23 protein-coding genes and 2 pseudogenes are annotated in these 24105 nt (G+C 67.6%); 15 read left to right on the top strand and 10 right to left on the bottom strand.

Annotation, left to right across the window (positions count from 1 at the left end; all coding sequences use genetic code 11):
- Window positions 1-5 precede the first annotated feature (5 nt).
- The 4 genes from RA210_RS08265 to RA210_RS08250 all read left to right on the top strand — a co-directional run bounded on the left by RA210_RS08265 (window position 6) and on the right by RA210_RS08250 (window position 3148).
- Window positions 6-377, top strand: coding sequence for an ArsC family reductase (locus tag RA210_RS08265; RefSeq protein WP_201486059.1), 372 nt, complete (start codon window positions 6-8; stop codon window positions 375-377).
- 36 nt (window positions 378-413) lie between these two features.
- The gene (dapD, locus tag RA210_RS08260; protein WP_136489084.1) at window positions 414-1448 is read left to right on the top strand and encodes a 2,3,4,5-tetrahydropyridine-2,6-dicarboxylate N-succinyltransferase; all 1035 of its coding nucleotides are present in this window, start codon (window positions 414-416) and stop codon (window positions 1446-1448) included.
- Between the two features lie 96 nt (window positions 1449-1544).
- Window positions 1545-2750 (top strand): aminotransferase class V-fold PLP-dependent enzyme, encoded by a 1206-nt coding sequence (locus RA210_RS08255; protein ID WP_201486058.1) that lies wholly within the window; start codon window positions 1545-1547, stop codon window positions 2748-2750.
- Window positions 2747-3148: a SufE family protein gene (locus RA210_RS08250; protein WP_201486057.1), complete on the top strand. Its 402-nt coding sequence runs from the start codon at window positions 2747-2749 to the stop codon at window positions 3146-3148. Before RA210_RS08255 ends, RA210_RS08250 begins: the two co-directional genes overlap by 4 nt.
- A gap of 53 nt (window positions 3149-3201) precedes the next feature.
- On the opposite strand, the pseudogene tcdA reads toward RA210_RS08250, so the two are convergent.
- Window positions 3202-4015: pseudogene (gene tcdA, locus RA210_RS08245) on the bottom strand (tRNA cyclic N6-threonylcarbamoyladenosine(37) synthase TcdA); the annotation flags it as partial.
- Window positions 4016-4216: 201 nt separating this feature from the next.
- On the opposite strand from tcdA, the gene RA210_RS08240 reads away from it, so the two are divergent.
- The 6 genes from RA210_RS08240 (at window position 4217) to RA210_RS08215 (ending at window position 10495) form a co-directional block, all read left to right on the top strand.
- On the top strand, window positions 4217-6805 hold the full coding sequence (locus RA210_RS08240) for a glycosyltransferase (protein WP_201486055.1): 2589 nt from the start codon (window positions 4217-4219) through the stop codon (window positions 6803-6805).
- A gap of 162 nt (window positions 6806-6967) precedes the next feature.
- Entirely contained in the window at window positions 6968-8110 is a 1143-nt protein-coding gene (dapE, locus tag RA210_RS08235) for a succinyl-diaminopimelate desuccinylase (protein ID WP_201486054.1), read from the top strand.
- Between the two features lie 2 nt (window positions 8111-8112).
- Window positions 8113-8916 (top strand): putative RNA methyltransferase, encoded by an 804-nt coding sequence (locus RA210_RS08230; RefSeq protein ID WP_201486053.1) that lies wholly within the window; start codon window positions 8113-8115, stop codon window positions 8914-8916.
- Between the two features lie 71 nt (window positions 8917-8987).
- A complete protein-coding gene (locus RA210_RS08225; RefSeq protein ID WP_201486052.1) occupies window positions 8988-9359 on the top strand; it encodes a hypothetical protein in 372 nt (123 codons plus the stop codon).
- A 36-nt stretch (window positions 9360-9395) separates the two neighbouring features.
- Window positions 9396-10067: a ribonuclease domain-containing protein gene (locus RA210_RS08220; protein WP_236574679.1), complete on the top strand. Its 672-nt coding sequence runs from the start codon at window positions 9396-9398 to the stop codon at window positions 10065-10067.
- Complete coding sequence (locus RA210_RS08215) at window positions 10064-10495, top strand: barstar family protein (protein ID WP_201486051.1); 432 nt, start codon at window positions 10064-10066, stop codon at window positions 10493-10495. The genes RA210_RS08220 and RA210_RS08215 overlap by 4 nt, the downstream gene beginning before the upstream one ends.
- Before the next feature lie 64 nt (window positions 10496-10559).
- On the opposite strand, the gene RA210_RS08210 is transcribed toward RA210_RS08215, so the two are convergent.
- The 7 genes from RA210_RS08210 to RA210_RS08180 all read right to left on the bottom strand — a co-directional run bounded on the left by RA210_RS08210 (window position 10560) and on the right by RA210_RS08180 (window position 17344).
- Window positions 10560-10769 carry a cold-shock protein gene (locus RA210_RS08210; RefSeq protein WP_136489074.1) on the bottom strand — a complete coding sequence of 70 codons (210 nt, stop codon included), beginning with the start codon at window positions 10767-10769 and terminating at the stop codon, window positions 10560-10562.
- Window positions 10770-11002: 233 nt separating this feature from the next.
- Complete coding sequence (locus tag RA210_RS08205; RefSeq protein WP_201486050.1) at window positions 11003-11980, bottom strand: DUF4340 domain-containing protein; 978 nt, start codon at window positions 11978-11980, stop codon at window positions 11003-11005.
- Between the two features lie 161 nt (window positions 11981-12141).
- Complete coding sequence (locus RA210_RS08200; RefSeq protein WP_201486049.1) at window positions 12142-13965, bottom strand: GldG family protein; 1824 nt, start codon at window positions 13963-13965, stop codon at window positions 12142-12144.
- A gap of 10 nt (window positions 13966-13975) precedes the next feature.
- On the bottom strand, window positions 13976-14710 hold the full coding sequence (locus tag RA210_RS08195) for an ABC transporter permease subunit (protein WP_201486048.1): 735 nt from the start codon (window positions 14708-14710) through the stop codon (window positions 13976-13978).
- Complete coding sequence (locus RA210_RS08190; RefSeq protein ID WP_201486047.1) at window positions 14707-15630, bottom strand: ABC transporter ATP-binding protein; 924 nt, start codon at window positions 15628-15630, stop codon at window positions 14707-14709. The genes RA210_RS08195 and RA210_RS08190 overlap by 4 nt, the downstream gene beginning before the upstream one ends.
- A 184-nt stretch (window positions 15631-15814) precedes the next feature.
- Window positions 15815-16291 carry a cytochrome P460 family protein gene (locus RA210_RS08185; protein ID WP_201486046.1) on the bottom strand — a complete coding sequence of 159 codons (477 nt, stop codon included), beginning with the start codon at window positions 16289-16291 and terminating at the stop codon, window positions 15815-15817.
- 210 nt (window positions 16292-16501) lie between these two features.
- The gene (locus RA210_RS08180) at window positions 16502-17344 is read right to left on the bottom strand and encodes a mechanosensitive ion channel family protein (protein ID WP_442963394.1); all 843 of its coding nucleotides are present in this window, start codon (window positions 17342-17344) and stop codon (window positions 16502-16504) included.
- A gap of 166 nt (window positions 17345-17510) precedes the next feature.
- Between RA210_RS08180 and RA210_RS21765 the strand changes: the two genes are divergently transcribed.
- Both RA210_RS21765 and RA210_RS08160 read left to right on the top strand, forming a co-directional pair.
- Window positions 17511-20948 carry an adenosylcobalamin-dependent ribonucleoside-diphosphate reductase gene (locus RA210_RS21765; RefSeq protein WP_236574678.1) on the top strand — a complete coding sequence of 1146 codons (3438 nt, stop codon included), beginning with the start codon at window positions 17511-17513 and terminating at the stop codon, window positions 20946-20948.
- A 53-nt stretch (window positions 20949-21001) separates the two neighbouring features.
- On the top strand, window positions 21002-21676 hold the full coding sequence (locus RA210_RS08160) for a TSCPD domain-containing protein (protein ID WP_201486044.1): 675 nt from the start codon (window positions 21002-21004) through the stop codon (window positions 21674-21676).
- 33 nt (window positions 21677-21709) lie between these two features.
- Here the strand turns inward: RA210_RS08160 and RA210_RS08155 are convergent.
- Window positions 21710-21889, bottom strand: a pseudogene (locus tag RA210_RS08155) (phage integrase N-terminal SAM-like domain-containing protein); the annotation flags it as partial.
- A gap of 585 nt (window positions 21890-22474) precedes the next feature.
- Between RA210_RS08155 and RA210_RS08150 the strand changes: the two are divergent.
- From RA210_RS08150 to RA210_RS08140, 3 genes are all read left to right on the top strand, one after another.
- On the top strand, window positions 22475-22813 hold the full coding sequence (locus tag RA210_RS08150) for a hypothetical protein (protein ID WP_201486043.1): 339 nt from the start codon (window positions 22475-22477) through the stop codon (window positions 22811-22813).
- Window positions 22814-22879: 66 nt separating this feature from the next.
- Window positions 22880-23122, top strand: a complete 243-nt coding sequence (locus RA210_RS08145) for a hypothetical protein (protein ID WP_201486042.1) — start codon at window positions 22880-22882, stop codon at window positions 23120-23122.
- 97 nt (window positions 23123-23219) lie between these two features.
- Window positions 23220-23714: a hypothetical protein gene (locus RA210_RS08140; protein WP_201486041.1), complete on the top strand. Its 495-nt coding sequence runs from the start codon at window positions 23220-23222 to the stop codon at window positions 23712-23714.
- 187 nt (window positions 23715-23901) lie between these two features.
- Here the strand turns inward: RA210_RS08140 and RA210_RS21760 are convergent.
- Window positions 23902-24105 (bottom strand): hypothetical protein (locus RA210_RS21760; RefSeq protein ID WP_236574676.1); only part of this gene is annotated, 204 nt, incomplete at its 5' end.

Genomic DNA, 24105 nt, shown 5'->3' with positions numbered 1-24105 from the left:
TGGGGATGACCGAAACCACCAGCAAAATCAATGACTTAACGCTTTACGGAATCAAGGCCTGCGACACCATGAAGAAGGCCCGCACCTGGCTCGACGAGCAGGGCGTCGCCTACCGCTTCCACGACTACAAGGCCGCCGGCATCGACCGCGCCAGCCTGGAAAGGTGGTGCGCCGAGCACGGCTGGGACAAGGTCCTCAACCGCGCCGGCACCACCTTCCGCAAGCTCGCCGACGAGCAGAAGGCCGATCTCGACCAGGCCCGCGCCATCGAACTGATGCTCGCGCAGCCGTCGATGATCAAGCGCCCGGTGCTCGACCTCGGCGACCGTACCCTGCTCGGCTTCAAGCCGGAACTCTACGCCGCCGCGCTCGCCTGAGCCGGCCGCCCGCAACTCTCGAAAGGAAACATCCGCATGTCGCAGAATCTCTACAGCATCGCCTTCGGCGTCGGCACCCAGAACCGCCAGGGCGCCTGGCTGGAAGTCTTCTACGCCCAGCCGCTGCTGGCTCCGGCCGCCGAACTGGTCGCCGCGACCACCGCCACCCTCGGCTACGAAGGCGGCAACCAGACCATCGCCATGACCAACCACCAGGCCCACGACCTGGCCGGCGCACTCAAGGGCATCGACGCTACCCAGGCCGCCCTGCTGACCCGCCTGGCCGAGAGCCGCAAGCCGCTGGTCGCTGTGCTGCTGGCCGAGGATGCCGCCCCGGCGACCACCCCGGAGGCCTACCTCAAGCTGCACCTGCTGTCCCACCGCCTGGTCAAGCCGCACGGTACCAGCCTGGCCGGCATCTTCCCGCTGCTGCCCAACGTGGCCTGGACCAACGAGGGCGCCGTCGACCTGGCCGAGCTGGCCGAGCGCCAGCTGGAAGCGCGCCTGAAGGGCGAGCTGCTGGAAGTGTTCTCGGTGGACAAGTTCCCGAAGATGACCGACTACGTGGTGCCGAGCGGCGTACGCATCGCCGATACCGCCCGCGTGCGCCTGGGTGCCTACATCGGCGAAGGCACCACCATCATGCACGAGGGCTTCGTCAACTTTAACGCCGGCACCGCCGGCCCGGGCATGATCGAAGGCCGCGTCTCCGCCGGCGTGTTCGTCGGCAAGGGCTCGGACCTGGGCGGCGGCTGCTCGACCATGGGCACCCTGTCCGGCGGCGGCAACATCGTCATCTCCGTGGGCGAAGGCTGCCTGATCGGCGCCAACGCCGGCATCGGCATCCCGCTGGGCGACCGCTGCACCGTGGAGTCCGGCCTGTACATCACCGCCGGCACCAAGGTCGCCGTGCTCGACGAGCAGAACCAGCTGGTGGAAGTGGTCAAGGCGCGCGATATCGCCGGGCAGAACGACCTGCTGCTGCGCCGCAACTCGCAGACCGGCGCGGTCGAGTGCAAGACCAACAAGACCGCGATCGAGCTCAACGAGATGCTGCACGCGCACAACTAAGCAGCTCGCCGTAGGGTGCGCCGTGCGCACCAGCCAGCCACCGCCATGCGGTGCGCGTGGCGCACCCTACCGGGACCGCCCCTGACAGGAGCCACCATGTCCCTGCCTTCTCCCTGGCGTGCCGACTTCCCGGCCTTCGCCGCCTTCACCGCCAGCGCCCAGACCTACCTCGACAGCGCCGCCACCGCGCAGAAGCCGCAGGCCGTGCTGGATGCCCTGCTCGACCACTACGCCGGCGGCGCCGCCAACGTGCACCGCGCCCAGCACGCCCCGGGCGAGCGGGCCACCCTGGCCTTCGAGGGCGCCCGCAGCAAGGTCGCCCAGTGGCTGAACGCGCAGAGCACGGACGAAATCGTCTTCACCCGCGGCACCACCGAAGGCATCAACCTGCTGGCCTACGGCCTCGAGCACCTGTTCACGGCCGGTGACGAGATCGCCGTCAGCGCCCTCGAGCACCACGCCAACCTGCTGCCCTGGCAGCAACTGGCGCTGCGCCGCAACCTGAAACTGGTGGTGCTGCCGCTGGATGGCGCCGGCGACGTCGACCTGGAGCAGGCCGCCACCCTGATCGGCCCGCGCACCCGCCTGCTGGCGGTCAGCCAGCTGTCCAACGTGCTCGGCCGCTGGCAGCCGCTGGAGCGCCTGCTGGCCCTGGCCCGCGCCCAGGACGCCCTGACCGTGGTCGACGGCGCCCAGGGCGTGGTCCACGGCCGCCACGACGTGCAGGCGCTGGGCTGCGACTTCTACCTGTTCTCCGGGCACAAGCTGTACGCCCCGGACGGCATCGGCGTGCTCTACGGCCGCCGCCGCGCCCTCGCCCGCCTGCAGCACTGGCAGTTCGGCGGCGAGATGGTGCAGTTCGCCGACTACCACGAAGCCCACTTCCGTGCGCCGCCGCTGGGCTTCGAGGCCGGCACCCCGCCGATCGCCGCCGCCATCGGCCTGGGCGCCGCGCTCGACTACCTGAACGCCCAGGACGAGCAGGCCATCGCCGCCCACGAGAACGTGCTGCACCAGCGCCTGCTCAAGGGCCTGCGCCGCTTCGACGGCCTGCACCTGCTCAGCGAGCCGCACACCGCGCTGGCCAGCTTCGTGGTCGAGGGCGTGCACAACGCCGACCTCTCCCACCTGCTCGGCGAGCAGGGCATCGCCGTGCGCGCCGGCCAGCACTGCGCCATGCCGCTGCTGCGCCGCCTGGGCATGCCCGGCGCGGTGCGCGTGTCGCTCGGCCTGTACAGCGAGGGCGACGACCTGGAGCGCTTCTTCGCCGCCCTCAACCACGCCCTGGAGCTGCTGCGATGAACCTGACCCCGGCCGCCCGCGAGGCGCTGGACGCCTTCGCCGTCTGCCCCGGCTGGGAGCAGCGCGCGCGCCTGCTGATGCAGTGGGGCGAACGCCTGGAGCCGCTGAGCGAAGAGGAACGCTGCGAGAGCAACCGCGTGCACGGCTGCGAAAGCACGGTGTGGCTGGTACCCGGCCATGACGGTGAATGCCTACAGATACGCGCCAGCAGCGACGCGCGCCTGCTGCGCGGCCTGCTGGCCCTGCTGCTGCTGCGGGTCAACGGCCTCACCGCCGCCGAGCTGGCCGAGGTGGACGTGGCCGACTGGTTCAATCGGCTCGGCCTGGCGCGCCAGCTGTCGCCCTCGCGCAGCAACGGGCTGAATGCGGTGCTCACGCGGATCCGCCAACTGGCGTAGGGTGCGCCGCGCGCACCGTCCTTCACCGCCCGGGTTCGATGGTGCGCATGGCGCACCCTACTCGGCTGCCTTGCGCTCCGCCGGGCGGCGCGTGCCGGCCACCAGCTTGTCGACCAGGCGCGCCGCGGCGACCATGCCGAAGGTCGCGGTGACCATCATCACCGCGCCGAAGCCGCCGGCGCAGTCCAGGCGCACGCCTTCGCCGACGAAGCCCTTGGCCTGGCACACGCTGCCGTCCGGCTTGGGGTAGCGCAGCTGTTCGCTGGAGAACACGCAGGGCACGCTGTAGGTGCGTCCCGGCGTGCGCGAGAAGTTGTAGTCGCGGCGCAGGGTCGAGCGCACCTTGGCCGCCAGCGGATCGTTGAAGGTCTTGTTGAGGTCGGCGACCTGGATCTGCGTCGGGTCGATCTGCCCGCCGGCGCCACCGGTGGTGACGATCTGGATCTTGCGCCGCTTGCACCAGGCGATCAGCGCCGCCTTGGCCGCCACGCTGTCGATGCAGTCGATCACCCCGTCGAACTGCTCGGTGATGTACTCGGCCATGGTCTCGCGGGTGACGAAGTCGGCCACCGCGTGCACCGTGCAGTCCGGATTGATGGCACGGATGCGCTCGGCCATCGCCTCGACCTTGGCCCGGCCGATGTTGCCGGCGTGGGCGTGGATCTGCCGGTTGGTGTTGGTCACGCAGACGTCGTCGAGGTCGAACAGCGAGATCTCGCCCACCCCGCTGCGCGCCAGCGCCTCGGCGGCCCAGGAACCCACGCCGCCGATGCCGACCACCGCCACATGGGCCGCGGCCAGGCGCTCGAGGCCAAGGCGGCCGTACAGGCGGGCAATGCCGCCAAAACGCTGCTCGTCGATCTGCATGACACCCCCGGAAAAATGCGTGGCGCATTATAAGTTCGTCACTCCGCCGGCGCCCAGCGAACCGGCGTGCGATAACGCTGTCATATTGGCAGTACGGACGCCGGCACCGCCCCTGTACAGCCCACGGGGCACAGAGTAGGATGCGCGCGCGTCGGTGTCCGCCGGCCTTTCCCCTGTTCCTCTTCCTGGAACCCTGCATACATGTCTGCTCGCAAATTGGGTCTCAACCTGGTCATGGTCGTGGCCGTGGCTTCCCTGTTCACCGGCCTGTGGGCCTGGTTCAACCAACCACTGCAAGCCCCGGACTGGCCCGACCAGATCTCCGGCTTCTCCTACGCCCCGTTCCGCCTGCACCAGAACCCGCAGGAGAACACCTATCCGAGCGAGGACGAGGTCCGCGCCGACCTCGAGCTGCTGAGCAGTCACACCGACAACATCCGCACCTACTCGGTCGACGGCATACAGGCCGAGATCCCGCGCCTGGCCGAGGAGGCCGGCCTGCGCGTGACCCTGGGGATCTGGCTGAGCAACGACGAGGCGGCCAACGAGTCGCAGATCGAGCGCGGCATCGAGATCGCCAAGCGCGAGCGCAGCGTGGTGCGCGTGGTGGTCGGCAATGAGGCCCTGTTCCGCGAGGAAGTCACCCCCGAACAGTTGATCGGCTACCTCGACCGGGTGCGCGGCGCGCTCAAGGTGCCGGTGACCACCGCCGAGCAGTGGCACATCTGGCAGAAGTACCCGGAGCTGGCCAAGCACGTCGACCTGATCGCCGCCCACGTGCTGCCCTACTGGGAGTTCGTGCCGCAGGAGGACTCGGTCGACTTCGTCCTCGAGCGCGCCCGCGAGCTGAAGAAGATGTTCCCGAAGAAGCCGCTGCTGCTGGGCGAGGTCGGCTGGCCGAGCAACGGCCGCACCCGCGGTGGCGCCCAGGCCACCCAGGCCGACCAGGCCATCTACCTGCGCACCCTGGTCAACAAGCTGAACGCCAAGGGCTACAACTACTTCGTCATCGAAGCCTTCGACCAGCCGTGGAAGGCTGGCGACGAAGGCTCGGTGGGCGCCTACTGGGGCGTCTACAACGCCGAGCGCCAGCCCAAGTTCCCGTTCGCCGGCCCGGTGGTGGAAATCCCCCAGTGGCGCCTGCTGGCCACCGCCTCGGGCGTGCTCGCCCTGCTCGCCCTCGCCCTGCTGCTGATCGACGGCAGCGCCCTGCGCCAGCGCGGCCGCACCTTCCTGACCATAGTCGCCTTCCTCGCCGCCACCATGCTGGTGTGGATCGCCTACGACTACAGCCAGCAATACAGCAACTGGTTCAGCACCCTGGTCGGCATCCTGCTGGCCATCGGCGCCCTCGGCGTGATGATCGTTCTGCTCACCGAGGCCCACGAGCTGGCCGAGACCGTGTGGAAGCACCAGCGCGTGCGGCCCTTCCCGCCGGTCACCGACGAGCATGCCTACCGGCCCAAGGTGTCGATCCACGTGCCCTGCTACAACGAGCCGCCGGAGATGGTCAAACAGACCCTCAACGCGCTGGCGCGCCTCGACTACCCGGACTTCGAGGTCCTGGTGATCGACAACAACACCAAGGACCCGGCGGTCTGGGAGCCAGTGCAGGCCCACTGCGAAACCCTCGGCCCGCGCTTCCGCTTCTTCCACGTCGCGCCCCTGGCCGGCTTCAAGGGCGGCGCGCTCAACTACATCCTCGGCCATACCGCGCCCGACGCCGAGGTGATCGCGGTGATCGACTCCGACTACTGCGTCGAGCCCGACTGGCTCAAGCACATGGTCCCGCACTTCGCCGATCCGGAGATCGCCGTGGTGCAGTCGCCGCAGGACTACCGCGACCAGAACGAATCGCTGTTCAAGAAGCTGTGCTACGCCGAGTACAAGGGCTTCTTCCACATCGGCATGGTGACCCGCAACGACCGCGACGCGATCATCCAGCACGGCACCATGACCATGACCCGCCGCAGCGTGCTCGACGAGCTCGGCTGGGCCGACTGGTGCATCACCGAGGACGCCGAGCTGGGCCTGCGTGTGTTCGAGAAGGGCCTGTCGGCCGCCTACTCCGAGCAGAGCTACGGCAAGGGCCTGATGCCCGACACCTTCATCGACTTCAAGAAGCAGCGCTTCCGCTGGGCCTACGGCGCCATCCAGATCATGAAGCGGCACATGGCCAGCCTGTTCTTCGGCAAGGACAGCGAACTGACCCGCGGCCAGCGCTACCACTTCATCGCCGGCTGGCTGCCGTGGATCGCCGACGGACTGAACATCTTCTTCACCATCGGCGCCCTGCTGTGGTCGGCGGCGATGATCATCGTGCCGCACCGGGTCGACCCGCCGCTGATGATCTTCGCCATCCCGCCGCTGGCGCTGTTCGTGTTCAAGCTGGGCAAGATCCTGTTCCTCTACCGCCGCGCGGTGGGCGTGAACATGAAGGACGCCGCCGCCGCCGCGGTGGCCGGCCTGGCCCTGTCGCACACCATCGCCAAGGCGGTGCTGTTCGGCTTCGTCACCCGCAGCATCCCGTTCTTCCGCACGCCGAAGATGCGCAGCAGCCATGGCCTGCTGCTGGCCCTGGCGGAGGCGCGCGAGGAGGTGTTCGTCATGCTGCTGCTGTGGGGCGCGGCGCTGGGCATCTCGCTGACCCAGCCGCTGCCGGGCGTCGATGTGTTCTTCTGGGTCACCGTGCTGCTGGTGCAGTCGCTGCCCTACCTGGCCGCCCTGGTCATGGCCCTGCTGTCCTCGCTGCCCAGGCCCGAGCCGCGCGCCGACGAGGTGCCGGCCTGACGCAGACCCGCAGGGGCGGATGCATTCGCCCCTGCGCGGCCTCCGGACCAATGGATTCGCCCCTGCAACCGGCCCCCAGCCTTCCCCGACAACGGCGCTCAGAAATGGCGCCGTTTTCCTTTAAGATAGCCACCTTCGATCCGCCCCCGCTCCGGAGCCTGCATGACCACCCTCTCCCCCACCCTCGAACTGGCCTGCGAGCTGATTCGCCGCGCCTCCGTCACCCCGCTGGACGAAGGCTGCCAGCAGCTGATGATGGCGCGCCTGGCCGCCTGCGGCTTCGCCGTGGAGCCGATGCGCATCGAGGAGGTGGACAACTTCTGGGCCCGCCGCGGCGGCGAGGGTCCGGTGCTGTGCTTCGCCGGCCACACCGACGTGGTGCCGACCGGTCCGCTGGAAGCCTGGCAGCATGCACCGTTCGCCGCCTTCGTCGATGAAGCCGGCATGCTCTGCGGCCGCGGCGCCGCCGACATGAAGGGCAGCCTGGCGGCGATGATCGTCGCCGTCGAGCGCTTCGTCGCCGACCACCCGCAGCACAAGGGCGCCATCGCCTTCCTGATCACCAGCGACGAGGAAGGCCCGGCGCAGCACGGCACCCAGGCGGTGGTCGAGCGCCTGGCCGCGCGCCGCGAGCGCCTCGACTGGTGCATCGTCGGCGAGCCGTCGAGCACCTCGCAGGTCGGCGACATCGTCAAGAACGGCCGCCGCGGCTCGCTCAACGGCAAGCTGCGCATCCAGGGCGTGCAGGGCCACGTCGCCTACCCGCACCTGGCGCAGAACCCCATCCACCTGGTCGCCCCGGCGCTGGCCGAACTGGCCGCCGAGCACTGGGACGCCGGCAACGCCTTCTTCCCGCCGACCAGCTTCCAGATCTCCAACATCCACTCCGGCACCGGCACCACCAACGTCATCCCCGGCGAGCTGACCTGCCTGTTCAACTTCCGCTTCTCCACCGAGTCCACGGTGGACGGCCTGCAGAAGCGCGTCGCGGCGATCCTCGACAAGCACGGCCTGCAGTGGCAGATCGACTGGTCGCTGTCCGGCCTGCCGTTCCTCACCGAGCCGGGCGCCCTGCTCGATGCGGTGTCGGCCAGCATCAAGGCGGTCACCGGCCGCGACACCACCGCCTCGACCACCGGCGGCACCTCGGACGGCCGCTTCATCGCCACCCTCGGCACCCAGGTGGTCGAACTCGGCCCGGTCAACGCCACCATCCACCAGGTCAACGAGCGGGTGCTGGCCAGCGACCTGGACCTGCTCACCGAGATCTACTACCAGACGCTGGTGCGTCTGCTGGCGGCCTGACCATGCTGATCTGCCCGATCTGCAGCGGCGCGCTGCACAGCCACGACAACGGCGTGCAGTGCAGCCAAGGCCACCGCTTCGACCGCGCCCGCCAGGGCTACCTGAACCTGCTGCCGGTGCAGCACAAGAAGAGCCTCGACCCGGGCGACAACGCCGCCATGGTCGAGGCGCGCCGGCGCTTCCTCGGCGCCGGCCACTACGCGCCGCTGGCCGCGCGCCTGGCCGAGCTGGCCAGCGCACGCGCGCCGGCGCGCTGGATCGACATCGGCTGCGGCGAGGGCTACTACACTGCGCAGCTGGCCGAGGCCCTGCCGCAGGCGGACGGCTACGCCCTGGACATCTCCCGCGAGGCGGTCAAGCGCGCCTGCAAGCGCGCGCCGCAGCTGACCTGGATGGTCGCCAGCATGGCCCGCGTGCCGCTGGCCACGGCCTCCTGCGGCCTGCTGGCCAGCGTGTTCAGCCCGATCGACTGGCACGAGGCGGCGCGCCTGCTGCGCCCCGGCGGCGGCATCCTGCGCCTGGGCCCGGCGCGCATGCACCTCTTTGAGCTGCGCCAGAAGCTCTACGACGAGGTGCGCGACTACGTCGACGACAAGCACCTGGCCGACCTGCCGGAAACCCTGAAGCTGGCTGACACCCAGACCCTGGAGTTCCGCCTGGACCTGGACAGCTTCGACGCGCGCAGCGACCTGCTGGCGATGACCCCGCACGGCTGGCGGGTCAACGCCGAGCGCCGCGAGCGCATCCTCGCCGAGCCCTTCACGGTCACCGTCTCGGTGCGCTACGACTGGATCGAGCGCCAGTAACCGGCCACGCTTTGCACCCTGCGGTCGCCCGCCGACCACGCCCCCCCCATCGCCGTATCAGGAAGCCCGACATGCGCCAACCGGATATCGAGATCTACCTCAAGGACGCCGAACTGCCGGCGGTGACCGCCTGGCTGGAACAGGCCATCGGCCCGTGCAGCGAATGGCAGACCCGCGGCCAGACCAGCAAGTGCCGCGCCGGCGACATCTCCGTCACCTGGCTGCCAAAGGCGGTGGGCCGCTGGAGCAGCCTGCTGCTGGACAGCGATCGCACCCCCTGGGAGGACGACCTGGCCTGCGCCAAGGCGGCCTGCGCCGCGCTCGGCGTCCAGGTGCGCTGCGCCCCCGGCAGCTGGAGCGAGGAACAGGGCGAGGAAGATGCCGACCGCTGGCTGAAGGTCACCGCCGAAGGCGTCAGCGAGATCACCTGGCGCACCGACTGATCCCCGGCCTCCCCACCACCATTCAAGAGACAGGCAATGCAAGGCAAGATCGTCACCTGGAACGACGACCGCGGTTTCGGCTTCATCCAGCCAGACGACGGCTCGGCTGAAGTGTTCTTCCACATCTCCGCCGTGCGCAACGCCGCGCGGCGGCCGCAGAGGGGCGACCGGGCGGCGTTCGACACCACCCGCGACAAGGCCGGCCGGCTCAAGGCCGCCTGGGTCAGCCTCGAGGGCGTGGCGCCGCAGGCGCAGCCCGCACCGCGCCAGCGCGGCCCGCGCCCTGCCGGCAGGCCGGCGCAGGGCAACCCGCTCAAGCTGCTGAGCGGCGCCGCGCTGCTGGTGCTGCTGTTCGTCGGCTGGCTGCTCACCCAGGGGCCGCTGCACAAGCTGTTCAGCCCGACGCCCGCCGGCAACGGCAGCACGCTGCAGGTCGAGGCGCCGATCCAGCGCGAGATCGACAAGACCCTCGCCCTGATCCGCCAGGGCGGGCCCTACCCGCACAGCCAGGACGGCACCGTGTTCCAGAACCGCGAGCGCCAGCTGCCGGCACAGCCGCGCGGCTACTACCGCGAGTACACGGTGCGCACGCCGGGGTTGTCCCATCGCGGCCCGCGGCGCATCGTCACCGGCGGAAACCCGCCGGTGATCTACTACTACACCGAAGATCACTACAAGAGCTTCCGCGTGCTGGAGCCCCGACCATGACCCCGCAGCAGTTCGCCGAGCAGGCCCTGGCCGACCGCAGTCGCTGCGGGATCTACCGCTGCATGCCGGGCTGGCCCGGGGAAACGCCGGAGACTCTCTGGCGGCCCCTGGCGCCGCAGAGCATCGACCGCGAGGGCCTGCTGGCCGCCCTCGGCCAGGCGCTGGACTTCCCCGACTACTACGGACAGAACTGGGACGCCGCCTGGGACTGCCTGACCGAGCTGGACTGGCCGGCCGACCGGCTGCTCGCCGTGCGCCTGCCGATCGTCGCGGGCAGCGACGTGGACGAGGCGGCGCTGGAAACCTTCCTCGAACTGCTGGCCGACGCCTGCCAGCACTGGGCCGAGCAGGACCGGGCGCTGTGCCTGCTGGTGGAGACGGCGCGCGAGGACATCGGCTGCCTGGGCGCCCTGCCCGTCCTCGCCTGAGCCGGGCAAACGGCGGACAACAAAAAGCCCGTCGCGAGGACGGGCTTCTTGCACAGCTCGAGTCTCAGAGCTTGGTGACGTCTTCCGCCTGCAGGCCCTTCTGGCCCTGGGCGACGGCGAACTCGACGCGCTGCCCCTCGATCAGCGAACGGTGGCCTTCGCCACGGATCGCACGATAGTGCACGAACACGTCAGGGCCGCTCTCGCGCTGAATGAATCCATAGCCCTTGGCATCGTTGAACCACTTGACGGTTCCAATCTCACGATTCGCCATTACAACTCTCTCCAGACTCGCAAATTTTCATTGCTCCACCACGGGAGCAGCTCGGGACGGTACGTTGAAAACGTTCTTCTTGTTATATCCGACCTCCGCCGCCACACGGCGTCTGGAGCGGGTATTACGAATGGCGTTCTTGACGACCGCTGTCCCGAGTATAAACAAAGAGCGTGTACTGAAAAGCCCCCCGGGCTTGACCCAACGCAAGGATCGGGGCGGTATTCGCCCGCTCAGCCGCCGGGGGCCAGCAGGTCCTTCACCCGCTTGGCCAGCGTGCGGTACTGCTGCTCCTCGAGACGGTAGGCCCACTCCCGGCCAGCGATCAGTTGGCCGTCGAGCCCCTTGCCGGCGCCGAGCACCAGCCAGTGCTGCCCGCCCTGCAGGTGGAAGGAGCCCTGCAGTTCGCCGCCGGCGAAGGTGCTCAGGCGGAAGGTCAGTTCGGGGGCGCCCTTGAAACCGACCTGCGCCAGCGGCGCGGCGTCGGCGAAATCCAGGCTGGCGAACAACGTGGCCATGCCGTTGGCCGCTGCCTCGTAGGCCAGCTTCCTGCCGGGTGGCAGCTGGCGCAGGGCGAGGTTGAACTGCTCGGGCGACTCGCGCCAGACGTCGAGCTGTTCGCCGTCGGCGTGGCGCACCGTCACCTCGCGAACCTCGGCGAAGGGAATGGCGCTGATGCGCCGGTCCAGCCAGGCCAGCTCGTTGTCCACCAGCTGCAGCGGCTGGTCGACCAGCCACACCTGGTCGTCGCCCGGCAGCCGCACCAGTTGGCCGCCCTGGCGCGAGGTCTGGCCGATCAGCAGCGCCAGCGGCGCCTGGCCGACACCCTCGAGGGTCAGCCGGGTGGCCGCTCCCTCGCCGCGCTCGGCCAGGCCCAGGCGGGCATGGTTGTCCGGGTTGCGGGTCTTGGCCTCGACCTTGCGCGCCTCGCCCAGCGCACGCAGCAGGCGATTGACCTCGCCGGCCGCCGCCGGGAAACCGGCCTTGGCCGGCACCACCCAGCCGCCGTCGCGGCGTTCGATGCGGATCTCCGGCAACTCGCCGTGGCGGATCTCCAGCGCCTGCACCCGCTCCGCATGCCCGGCCAGCGCCGGCAGCAGCAGCTGCCGCTCGGCCTGGCGCGGCGCCTCGGCGCCGCGCTGCAGCCAGGCGAACAGCCCGCCCAGCCCCAGCACGGCCAGCAGCAGAATCCATAGCGACTTGCGTTGCATGAGTACCTCCTTGGACATGCCGGGCGCTCGAGGCCAGCGCAGGGTGGGCCAGGCCGTAGGCCGTAACCCACCCTCTGGCCGCAAGGCCGGCTAGGGCGATGCCTTGCGGCATCGTTGGCGGGTTGCGCCACCATGCGGCCAACCCACCTGCACGAGCGGGCTCAGGCCGTGCGCCGGCGGCGCAGCAGCCACAGGCCGATCACCGCGACGGTGAGCAGCAGCGGCACCAGACCGATGTTGACGAACTTCAGGCTGCGGCCCAGCGCCTCGATGTCGGCGTTGAGGCGGTAGCGCACCTCGCGCAGCTCCTTGCGGATCGCCAGCTTCTCCTGGAGGAACTGCTGCACCGTCGCCTGCTGCTCGGGGGTCAGCTCCAGCACCTGCTCGGGATTGTCGCCCTGCTGCAGCTCGGCCAGACGCTGCTCGGTCTGCGCCAGGCGCTGGTTGAGGATCTCCTCCTGCTCGCGGAAGCGCGCCTCGGCCTGGCGCTGCAGGTTCTCCACCACCACGAACGGCCGGCTGAAGCGTCCGCGCGAACGCACGCTGATCAGCGCATCGCTGCCGGCCAGGTTGTCCAGCGCGTTGATGGCGAAGCCGGCGTTGTCGGCGAACGGCTGCGGGATGCGCTGGCCGAAGAAGTCCTGCACCTCCACCCACATGCGGTCGGCGAGCAGGTCGGTGTCGGCGACCACGATCAGGTTGATGTTCTCGGCGCCCTTCAGGCCATCCTTCTGCCCCTCGATGCCGTCGGGGAAAGCCGACTGCGCCGGACCGCTGATGCGCGCGGCCAGGGCGTAGCGCTCGCCGGTCGGCTCAAGGTCGCGCAGCAGCTCCTGCGGGTCGCGCAGCATGGCCAGGCGCTGGGCGTCCATCGGCATGGCGTACTCGGAACTGTGCAGCAGCGGAGTGAAACGGGTCTTCGCTCCCTCGACCGGTTCGAGGATGCCGGTGCTGGCCACGGTCAGGTTCTCCAGCGCGGCGGTGGTCACGTCCTCGCGGTCGAGCGCCGCCCTGGGCAGGCTCAGCCAGGCCGGATGGCGCACCGGCCGCTGTTCCGCGCCCATGCCCACGGCCATCGCATAGCTGCCGTCGACCAGCATCTCGCCCGGACGCAGACGCAGCCCCCAGGCCTTGAACAGCGGTTCGAGGTCGGAGGCATTGCCCTGCCCCGTCATCCCGCCGCTGTCGGCCTCACTGAACGGGTCGACGAAGGCCAGCAGCTTGCCGCCGCGCAGCACGAACTGGTCGATGGCATACAGGGTCGGCTGCGGCAGCTGCCTGGGATGCACCAGCAGCAGCACCGACACCTCGTCGGGGATGCGGTCGATGCCGGCCTGCAGGCTCTTGAGGGCGAACTGCTGGCGGATCTGTTCCATGATCATCCAGGGCGTGCCGGCCTGACCGGTCAGCGGATTGAAGCCGCCGTCCATCTGCAGCCCGGAGAGCACACCGACCACCGGCCGCTGAGGCTTGGCTAGGCTCTGTACCAGGCGGCTGATCTCGTACTCGAGGAACTCCTCCTGGTCGAGCGGGAAGAACGGGATGGTCTGCACGTCGTCCAGCGCGTTGGTGCCGGCCAGGCCGAAGTACAGCTTGTCGCCGCCCTGCTGCAGCGGCACTGCGTGCAGGCCGAACTCGGCGGCGCGGTCCTCGTCCTCGGAGAACGGCTCGGGGTCGATCACCTCGAGGCGGATCCTGCCGCCGGCGGCGCGCTCGTAGGCGCGCAGCATCTCCGTGACGCGCCGCGCGTAGTTGCGCACCGGCACGAGGTCGCGGCTGACGTTGTCGGAGTAGAACAAGTACAGGTTCACCGGCTCGTCCAGCCCGGCGAGGATGCGTTCGGTGCCCTCGCTGATGGTGTAGAGCTTCTGCTCGGTGAGGTCGAGACGGGCGTTGGGCAGCCCCAGGCCGGCGACCATGTTGAAGGCCAGGAACGCCAGGGCGATCAGCAGCAGCCCGCTGCCGGAATGGATGATGCGTTTCATCGCGCGCTCCTCAGTCGGCTTTCTTCAGATCGATGACCACCGCGGTGGCGGCCAGCCAGGCCAGGATCAGGCTGGCGAAGTACAGCAGGTCGCGCGCGTCGAGCACACCCTTGCTGATCGCATCGAAGCGGGTCAGGAAGCTCAGCGAGGCCACCGCATCCACCAGCGCCTGCGGCGCCCAGCCGCTGAAGGCGTCGAGCACCAGCGGGAAACCGCTGACGATGAACAGGAAGCACACGCAGACGGTGAGGATGAAGGCGATCACCTGGTTCTTGGCCAGCGCCGACAGGCACGAGCCGATCGCCAGGTAGCCGCCGGCCAGCAGCCAGCTGCCGATGTAGCCGGTGAGGATGGCGCCGTTGTCCGGCTCGCCCAGGTAGTTGACCGTGACGACCATCGGGAAGGTCAGCAGCAGGGCGATGCCGGCGAACGCCCAGGCGGCGAGGAACTTGCCGCCCACCGCTTCGGCGCGGGTGATCGGCAGGGTCATCAACAGCTCGATGGTGCCGCTCTTGCGCTCCTCCGCCCACAGGCGCATGGCCAGCGCCGGCACCAGGAACAGATAGAGCCATGGATGGAATTCGAAGAACGGCGCGAGATCGGCCTGGCCGCGCTCGAAGAAGCTGCCCAGATAGAAGGTGAACACCCCGGACAGCACCAGGAAGATCACGATGAACACGTAGGCCAGCGGCGTGGCGAAATAGCTCGCCAGCTCGCGCCTGAAGACTACCGGCAACTGCCTCATGCCGCCTCTCCTCGGGTCAGGGTGCGGAACACCTCGTCGAGGCGGCCGCGCTCCACGTCCATTTCCTTGATGTTCCAGCCGCGCACCGCCACCAGCGCACTGACCTGCGGGAAGATCACCTGGCCGGGCTGCGCCAGCACGGTCAGGCTGTGCTCGCGGGCGTTGCGCTCCACTCCGGCCACGCCCGGCAGCGCCGCCAGCGCCGCCTCGTCCAGCGGCGCCTCGCCGACCAGGGTCACCGCCTGGTGGTAGCGCGAACGGCTCTCCAGCTCGAAGGGCGTGCCGTCGGCCAGCAGCCGGCCGCCGGCGATCACCACCGCGCGGGAACAGACCGCGGTGACTTCCTCGAGGATGTGCGTGGAAATGATGATGATCTTGTCGGTCGCCAGATTCTGGATCAGCTGGCGCACCTGATGCTTCTGGTTGGGGTCGAGGCCGTCGGTGGGCTCGTCGAGGATCAGCGCGCGCGGATCGTGGAGGATCGCCTGGGCCAGGCCGACGCGGCGCTTGAAGCCCTTGGACAGGGTCTCGATGGACTGGTCGAGGACCTTGTCCAGCTCGACCTGCGCCACCGCCTTCGCCACCAGCGCCCTCTTCTCGGCGCCGCGGAAACCGCGCACCTCGGCGATGAACTCGAGGAAACCGCGCACCTTCATGTCGCCGTAGCAGGGCGCGCCCTCGGGCAGGTAGCCGATCTGCTGCTGGGCCTTGAGGGTCTGCCTGCGGATGTCGAAGCCGAAGATGCGCGCGGTGCCCGACGTCGGCGCGAGGAAGCCGGTGAGCATCTTCATGGTGGTCGACTTGCCGGCCCCGTTGGGGCCGAGGAAACCCAGCACTTCGCCGGGCTGGACGCGGAAGGACAGCTCGTCCACCGCCGTGTGCTGCGCAAAGCGTTTGGTGAGTTTTTCGATCTCGATCATGGTTGCTCCATAACCTGCTGGAGCCTCCGTGCCAGACGGCCGTGGAGGCCTCTCGGGTGCGGGTGAACTCTAGGTAGAGCAGACGGGCATTGCAAGGGGGACGGCAGGTCTTCGTGGCGGGCACAGCGAGCGCCACGGCCCCTCGTCGGCGAGAGGCCGCGGCGCAACGCCAGGATGCGGGAGGTCAGTCGCGCAGCCGGCTGAACACGTAGTCGTGGGCCTTCTCGGGAGCGTGGCAGGAGTAGCAGGCGCTCGCCGCATTGGCGCCCACCGCGCGCCGGGCCGGGTCGCCGGCAGCGAAGCCCTCGAAGCCCCAGCCGCCGGTGGCGGCGTACTTGCCGGCATCCTTGTGCATCACCCCGACCACCTTGCGCGATCCTTCGGTGACCGCGCTGTCGGCACGCCTGGCCTCCAGCAGATCGAACACGATGACCGCGCCGTCCGGAAACTTCCCGGCCTTGTAGCCCTCCAGGGCGGCGGCATTGGCATAGATGTGGTGGATGCCGCCGAAGGACTCGTACAACGGGTGCCCCTGCTCGATCACCATGCTCTTGACGTGCTGCCAGTAGCGGTATCCGGCGGGATAGGGAACCTCGGGGTCGGCGGCCTGGGCCGCCGTGGCGGGCAGCGCGGCCAGCAAGGCAAGCAGAAGGGGTTTCATCGGGTGCTCCTCGTCGCGGGTCGGGCGGGCCATGCCGCAGCGGGCACGCACCGTCCAGGGATTGCGCGAACGGGCGTCCCGCAGCGAGCGCGGGAACCGCCCAGCCACACCGTCTCGCCCCCTGCACCGGCCTGGTCGCGCACGCGCCAGACCGGACCACTCATGCCTCGAGTCGATGCCACAGCAGCGTAGGTTCGCCCCGCTCCCCTGTCAAAGCGGGCCGCCGGACTGCTGCACGAGGATCGTCTGCGCCGGCATCGGCGCCGGGAAGCCGGCCTCGCCGAGGGCGTCCTTGATGACGCGGTTGGTGTCGAAGTAGACCTGCCAGTAGTGGTCGTTGTGGCAGTACGGGCGCACCGCCAGCACCGGGCCGACCAGGTTGAACTCGAGGATCTCCACGTCCACCGCAGGCGTGGCCAGCACGTTGTCGATGGCGGCGATGCGCTGCTTGAGCAGTGCCGCCGCGGCGTGCCAGTCGGCGGCACCGGCCAGCTGGGCCTTGAGCTCGACGCGGCGGAACGGATTGGCGGTGAAATTCTGGATGTTGTCGCCGAAGATCTTGTTGTTGCCCACCAGGGTCAGCACGTTGTCCGGGGTGGTGATCGCCGTGGCGAACAGGCCGATCTCGGTGACCGTGCCGGTCACCCCGCCGGCGCTGACGAAGTCGCCGACCTTGAACGGGCGCAGGACGATGATGAAGCCGCCGGCGGCGAGGTTGGCCAGCAGCCCCGACCAGGCCATGCCGATGGCCAGGCCGACCGCGGCGATCAGCGCGGCGAAGGTGGTGGTCTGCACGCCGAAGTAGCCGAGGATGCCGATCACCAGCAGGATGTTGAGGGTGACGGTGATGAACGAGCCGAGGTAGCGCAGCACGGTCGGATCGACCCGCTGGGCGCCCAGGGTGCGCTGCACCAGGCCGACGGCGACGCCGATCAGCCAGCGGCCGACCACCCAGAAGGCGATGGCGGCGAGGATCTTCACCGCGAAGGCGGCGCCGTAGTCGGCGACCAGTTGCCAGAGCTGGCCGGCCTTTTCGGTACCGGCGCTGATCATGTTCGACTCGTCCACGGCGGATCACCTGTGCGGAGGGCTGACTGGAAGAACGCTAGCACGCCCGGCGCTGCCTGCCCGGCGACGACCGCGCGACCGACGTCCGGGCGCAGCTGCGGGCCTGCAGCTAAGGTGAAAGCATCCTTGCTTCGACCGGAGGTTCGGCGCCATGGCCAGGCACGCAGGCACAACGCCGCCACGCGCGACCGCCATCCCCCTGCAGGCCGCAGCCCTGGACATCTGGGCGCAGAAGTACCGCCTTGTCGAAGCCGACGACACGCCGGTGGACGCCGACCTCGACGCCACCTGGCGGCGGGTGGCCCGCGCCGTCGCCGAGGTGGAGGCGCCCGAGCAGCGCGAGCACTGGTACGCGCAGTTCCTCTGGGCGCTGCAGAATGGCGCCATCCCTGCCGGGCGCATCGTCGCCAACGCCGGCGCGCAGCAGCAGCGGCCGGCCACCTCGACCGTCAACTGCACGGTGTCCGGCAGCATCCATGACTCCATGGACGACATCCTCGGCAAGCTGCACGAGGCCGGCCTGACCCTCAAGGCCGGCTGCGTCTCTCCGGACACCTGGGTCGTCACCGAGCATGGCGTGGTGTCGGCCCGGCGCGCGGCCGATGAGCGCCATGCGCGCATGCTCTGCTTTGATCGCAATGCCGGCCGTTTCGAAATGCGCGCCATCGAGCGACATCTGACCCTCCGGGTGCCCCGTTCGGAGAACATCGAGATCGTCTCGAACGGAGCCAGCCTGAAGACCTCGATCCACCATCCGGTGCTGGTCTACCGCCATGACCGGCTGATCTACGTGCGGGCGGACGAGATCGATGCGCACGACGCCCTGGTCCACCACCGCTTCGCCTGGGAAGCCGACCGTAGCCATGCGCTGCAGGCCTGGTTTGCCGGCGCCCATCTGGGCGACGGCAGTTGCAGCGAGGAACGCTTCCGCTACCGCCGGGCATGGCTCGAAAGGGCCTGCGCTGCCGGCAGACGTCTGGTTTTCAAGATCCTTGCCGCAGAGCGTGAAGTCGTCGAGCGGTACGCCGCCTTCTTCCAGGCCTTCTGCGGAGCGCAGGCGCAGGTAGCCTCCACGACCACGCGGAACGGCACGCCGGTCTGGAGCTACACCGTGGCCAGCTTTGCGGCCAGCAGAGCCATTGACCTGATCGACGGGCAGGTCGGCCCGAAAAGCGCCACCCTGCGGGTACCGGCATGGGTGATGTCTCACCCCGAACAGAGCTTCCTGCCGTTCCTGGCCGGCCTGATCGACACGGACGGAACGGTCAGCCGCGAGCGGGGCAGCGTGACCATCGCCATGCAGAGCCAGGCCTTTGCCGCACAACTGCAAGGACTGCTGGCACTGTTCGGCGTGCCGGGAGGCATCTCGCGGCGCAAGCCCCGCGAACACCTCCACAACGGTCATGTCATCCGCGACAGCGGGGGAGCGCTGCTGAAGATCTCCGATTCGGCCTTTCTCGCCAGGGTCGCCGAGTTCATGGCCGACAGCAGCAAGCGCAGCCGTATCACCGAGCAGGCCAGCCAGTCGGGGCAATACGATCGCTATCGCCTGCCGGCCCGACTTGGCGCAGCGCTGAGCGCCGAAGCGGAACGCCTCGACTGTCGGGAGCGGCAGACGCTCGGTTTCCATCACGGCTACCACCGCAAGGACATCGTCAGCCGTATCTGGCTCGATCGCTGGAGCCAGCGATTTCCGCAACTGCGCGAACTGATCGACTTCGCGCGCATCCTGCGTCCGGTGGAGAGCATCCGCCGCAATCTGGACATCGGCGAAACCTTTCATGACTTCACCGTCGAGCAGCATCACAACTATCTGGCAGGCGAGAACGGCCTGATGGTCATCCACAACTGCGGCATCGGCTACGAGTTCTCCACCCTGCGCCCGCGCGGCGCGCTGGTCGCCGGCGCCGGCGCGCGCACCAGCGGGCCGCTGTCGTTCATGGATATCTTCGACCGGATGTGCTTCACCGTCAGCTCCGCCGGCGGGCGGCGCGGCGCGCAGATGGCCACCTTCGACGTCGCCCACCCGGACGTACGCGAGTTCATCCGCGCCAAGCGCGAGGACGGCCGCCTGCGCCAGTTCAACCTCAGCCTGCTGATCGGCGACGACTTCATGCAGGCGGTGGAGGACGACGCCGACTGGCCACTGGTATTCCCGCTGCACCCGCGCGAGATCGACCGGCTGGACCTGGCCAACCCCGAGCAGGTGCTCTGGCGCGACTGGCCGCTGCGCGAGGGCTACCGGGTGCGCGAGGACGGCAAGGTGGCCTGCCGGGTCTACGGCAAGGTGCGCGCCCGCCACCTGTGGGACATGCTGATGGCCGCCACCTACGACTACGCCGAGCCCGGCTTCATCCTCGTCGACCGGGTCAACCAGCTCAATAACAACTGGTGGTGCGAGGAGATCCGCGCCAGCAATCCCTGCGGCGAGCAACCGCTGCCCCCCTACGGCGCCTGCCTGCTCGGCTCGGTCAACCTCACCCGCTTCGTCGAGGCGCCGTTCGGCATCGACGCGCGCTTCGACTGGGAGCGCTTCCGCCAGGTGGTGGCGATCTTCACCCGCCTGCTCGACGACGTGGTGGAACTCGCCAACCTGCCGCTGGAGACGCAGCGCCGCGAGATCCTCGCCAAGCGCCGCCACGGCATGGGCTTTCTCGGCCTCGGCTCGGCGCTGGCCATGCTGCGCCTGCGCTACGGCAGCGCCGAGGCCTGCCGCTTCACCGAGGAGGTGGCCCGCGAACTGGCCCTGGTCGGCTGGCAGACGGGACTGGAGCTGGCCAGGGAGAAGGGGCCGGCGCCGCTGCTGGCGCAGGAGTTCGAGGTCACCGCGCAGATGCTGCGCCAGCGCCCGGAGCTGGCCAGCGACGGCTACCGGCTGGGCGACAGGCTGCCCGGCCGCGTGCTGCACGCGCGCTACTCGCGCTACATGCAGCGCCTCGCCGAGGTCGCCCCCGAGCTGGTCGCCGCGCTGGCCGAAACCGGCGCGCGATTCACCCACCACAGCTCCATCGCGCCCACCGGCACCATCAGCCTGAGCCTGGCCAACAACGCCTCCAACGGCATCGAACCGAGCTTCGCCCACCGCTACCTGCGCAACCTGGTGCGCCCCGGGCGCAAGGCCAAGGAACAGGTCGAGGTGCTCAGCTACGAACTGCTGGCCTACCGCGCGCTGGTCGATCCACAGGCCGACCCGGACCGCGGCCTGCCGGAGTGGTTCGTCGGCGCCGACGACATCGGCCCGACCCAGCACGTCGACATGCAGGCCGCGGCGCAGAAGTGGGTCGACTCGTCGATCTCCAAGACCGCCAACGTGCCCAGCGACTACCCCTTCGAGGCGTTCAAGGACATCTACCGCTACGCCTGGCGCCAGGGCCTCAAGGGCTGCACCACCTTCCGCTTCAACCCCGCCGCCTTCCAGGGCGTGCTGGTGCGCGAGACGGACCTCGCGAACACCCTGTACCGCTTCGAGCTGGAGGACGGCAGCGTGGTGGAGCTGCGCGGCAACGAGCTGGTCGAGTACGACGGCGAGGTGAACACCGCCGCCAACCTGTTCGACGCGCTCAAGGAAGGCTATTACGGCAAGTATTGACCCCTCCGCAGGATGCACCGTGCGCAGCGGATGCCCACTCCGGGAGAACGCCCATGACCGTGAAGATCGACCAGCGCATCAAGAGCTTCCAGGTGGTCGCCCCAGGCCAGCGCCCCGCCGAAACGCCCGGAGCCCCGGTGCAGCTCGACGAAAGCCTGCAGCGCCCGGAAGTGCTGACCGGCACCACCTACAAGATCAAGTCGCCGCTGTTCGAGCACGCCCTGTACGTGACCATCAACGACATCCTGCTCAACGCCGGCACGCCCTTCGAGCAGCGCCGGCCCTTCGAGATCTTCATCAACTCGAAGAACATGGACCACTTCCAGTGGATAGTCGCCCTCACCCGCATCATGTCCGCGGTACTGCGCAAGGGCGGCGACTGCACCTTCCTGGTCGAGGAACTCAAGGCGGTGTTCGACCCGCGCGGCGGCTACCTGAAGAAGGGCGGCGTGTACATGCCGTCGATAGTCGCCGAGATCGGCGCCGTGCTGGAACGCCACCTGATCGCCATCGGAATGCTCCGCGAGCAGACCCCGGACGCGGCGCAGCAGCGCTACCTGGCCGAACGCCGCGCCGCCTGGGAAGCCAGCCAGGGCGCCGCCGCGCTGGAACCCGGCGAAGGCTTCCCCCCCGGCGCGCAACTCTGCGGCCACTGCCACACCCAGGCGGTGGTCAAGCTGGAAGGCTGCGCCACCTGCCTGAACTGCGGGCACAGCAAGTGCGGGTGAGCGGGCTCAGGGACGATCCAGCGGACTCAGCACGGCCAGATCGGTCAGAAACACCTCCACTTCCGGAGCGCCCATCTCCATGGGATGGCGGTACTGGTGGAAACGGATGAACTGCTTCACCCACTCGCAATAGACCTTCTCGGTGCGAATGGAGTAGTGTTTGACGCGAATCCGCTCACGCATCTGGTCGAGCAGCCTGGGCTTGCCATCCATGGTGTATAACTCCCCGAAGCGGTCATCCTGACCGCGGAACCCGCAGCGTAGGCAGGGAAAGCAGAAATGACAAGGAATGTTATCCACCAATCCCGTCTGGGGTGTTATGCACCAGATGGTGTCTATTTATAGTTGGGCGTCATGATCCATCGCGTCGGGCGACTCCTTGGGCTAGCGGTACTCCTCTCAGCATTGGCTGCGCCGGGCTGGTACTTGCTACGAGAATCACGGGCTGCATCTACATACCAGCAAGCAACGCTAGACCAAAGCGAGTCGCAGATAGTTGCAGCGCTTGGAGAACCAGACGAGGTATTACCTTGCGGTGAATATCTCTGGTGGAATGGCGACCAAGCCAGTCCTCCGAGAAACGACGGGCGATGCGTGAAGTGGACTCGGTATAACTTCTTCTTGCATGCGTTTGCCTTTGGCTATTCAGCGCAAGGAAAATTGGTTTCGCGCTATGAATATTTTTCCGAGTAGCCTGCCGCCCAACCCTGCGGTCAACCGGATCGCCGGCAACACTCATCGTTCGCCCCAAGCGCCGTGCCCGGCGGCCGGTTACCTAGCACGTTAGACGGCAGATCAATGACAGCGGCTGACCACAAGACACTCAATGATGAGGCAGTGGCGGACATTCGCACCGTCGAAGCCATACTCCGCCGCTGGGATCCGATTGGTGTAGAGCCCGGCAGCATGGCGCCAGCCGATGAGTACGATAGCTACGCTCCGTACCTGGTCTCGATGGCACGGAACGGCTGCACGCTCGAAGAGGTCACAGCGCGTCTTGAATATCTCGCTTCTGAAACGATGGGGCTGGGCCCAAGCACGGCACAAAGTAGGGAGCACAGCAGCAAGTTCGCCGCACAGATCATCGAAGCGGTTCAGCCGTCTAACAAATCGTTGGAGCGGACGCGTGAGAGATAAAGTGCCAAGCTCATGCGGCGGCGTGTGCGCCGCTCAACTCAACCGTTAGGCCTCAAGGAGATTACTTTGACCCAAAAGGTGAAGCTCAAGTCCTTTAATGGCTCCCTCAGCGCACCAAGGGATACCCAACCGGAAGAGAACTATTGGCTGCTCATCGGTAGCGATGGAGAGCTGGTTGGGGAAAAGAATTCTAGAGGTCGTGTGCTAGTAAAATTTGAAACATCTGTTCTGTCTCTTGGCCTCGCATGTCACAATGAGGTTGAAAATGCGCTCTACATTCTTGATTCGGATCTAGAGCACATTGATTAATCAGCCTAACATGCGGTTCAAGTCGCTCGCTCCGCGAGCTGGGACGTCCGCGTACCGCGGCCGCCCCTTAACCTAAACGTTAGAAGGCAATCGAGCCATGAAGCCAAAATGGAAGTGGATCGCAATACTTGGGGGAACATTATTCGCATCTATTACCGGCTTTGGATTTGATATTGCTGGCGGCCCTACAATAGTCCGAGAGCACATCAGTCACAGTAAGCCTGATAATCTTTCATTTTCTTTTTCACGCTGCAATGGAAGTAGCCATTCAATTGACACCGTGGATAAAGCAAGTTGGAATAGGGGCTCATTAACTATTGATGTGGTGGTTACGCCTAACTGCGGAACCACATGGCTCCTCGGGTCTTACAAAATAGTTGATGAGAGCGAGCTTATTCTTGGCTATAAGACTATTTCGCCAGCGCTTATTGGTTGCAACTGCGACTTCAAGGCAACATATCAAATACACAACCTTGATAGGCGGGACTACAATATAACCATAAAGGAGTATGCATTCATTAATAAGGCTCCAAAAACATTACGAATGCTATATGACATAGGGCCAGACATTGTCGAGATTGAAGAGTGGTGAAAAAACTTTCTAACTTGGGGAAGCGCGGTGCAAGGTGAATCTAACATGGCGTATATGGACTCTCCCCACAAGTAGTGAGTAAAGCCTTACCAACCCTGTCGTCAGTGCGGTTGCATTCGTATATCCGGCCTTTGCTAGGCGTTGCCGCCCGGGCCACTCTGTAGTTCGCGCAGCGGGGGCCAAGCGCTCAATCGATCACGAGGATCATGATTGTTATCGGCCTTGTTCCGTTGCAGGACTCGCCTGTTCCGACAGTGTCGCTTTTCACCACAACCACAAGAAAAACCGCCTCCCGATTACCCGGCCCGCCGTCAGGCGGGCTTGCTGCTCTGCCAGTCGCCGCTGAAACGTCGTTCGTGGCACCACACCGCCCAGCAGATCCGTACCAGTT

The sequence above is a fragment of the Pseudomonas sp. OF001 genome (genome assembly GCF_904426495.1).
GTDB lineage: Bacteria > Pseudomonadota > Gammaproteobacteria > Pseudomonadales > Pseudomonadaceae > Geopseudomonas.
Note: the sequence above shows the minus strand (reverse complement) of the source record. Positions and strands in the feature narration are given on the sequence as shown.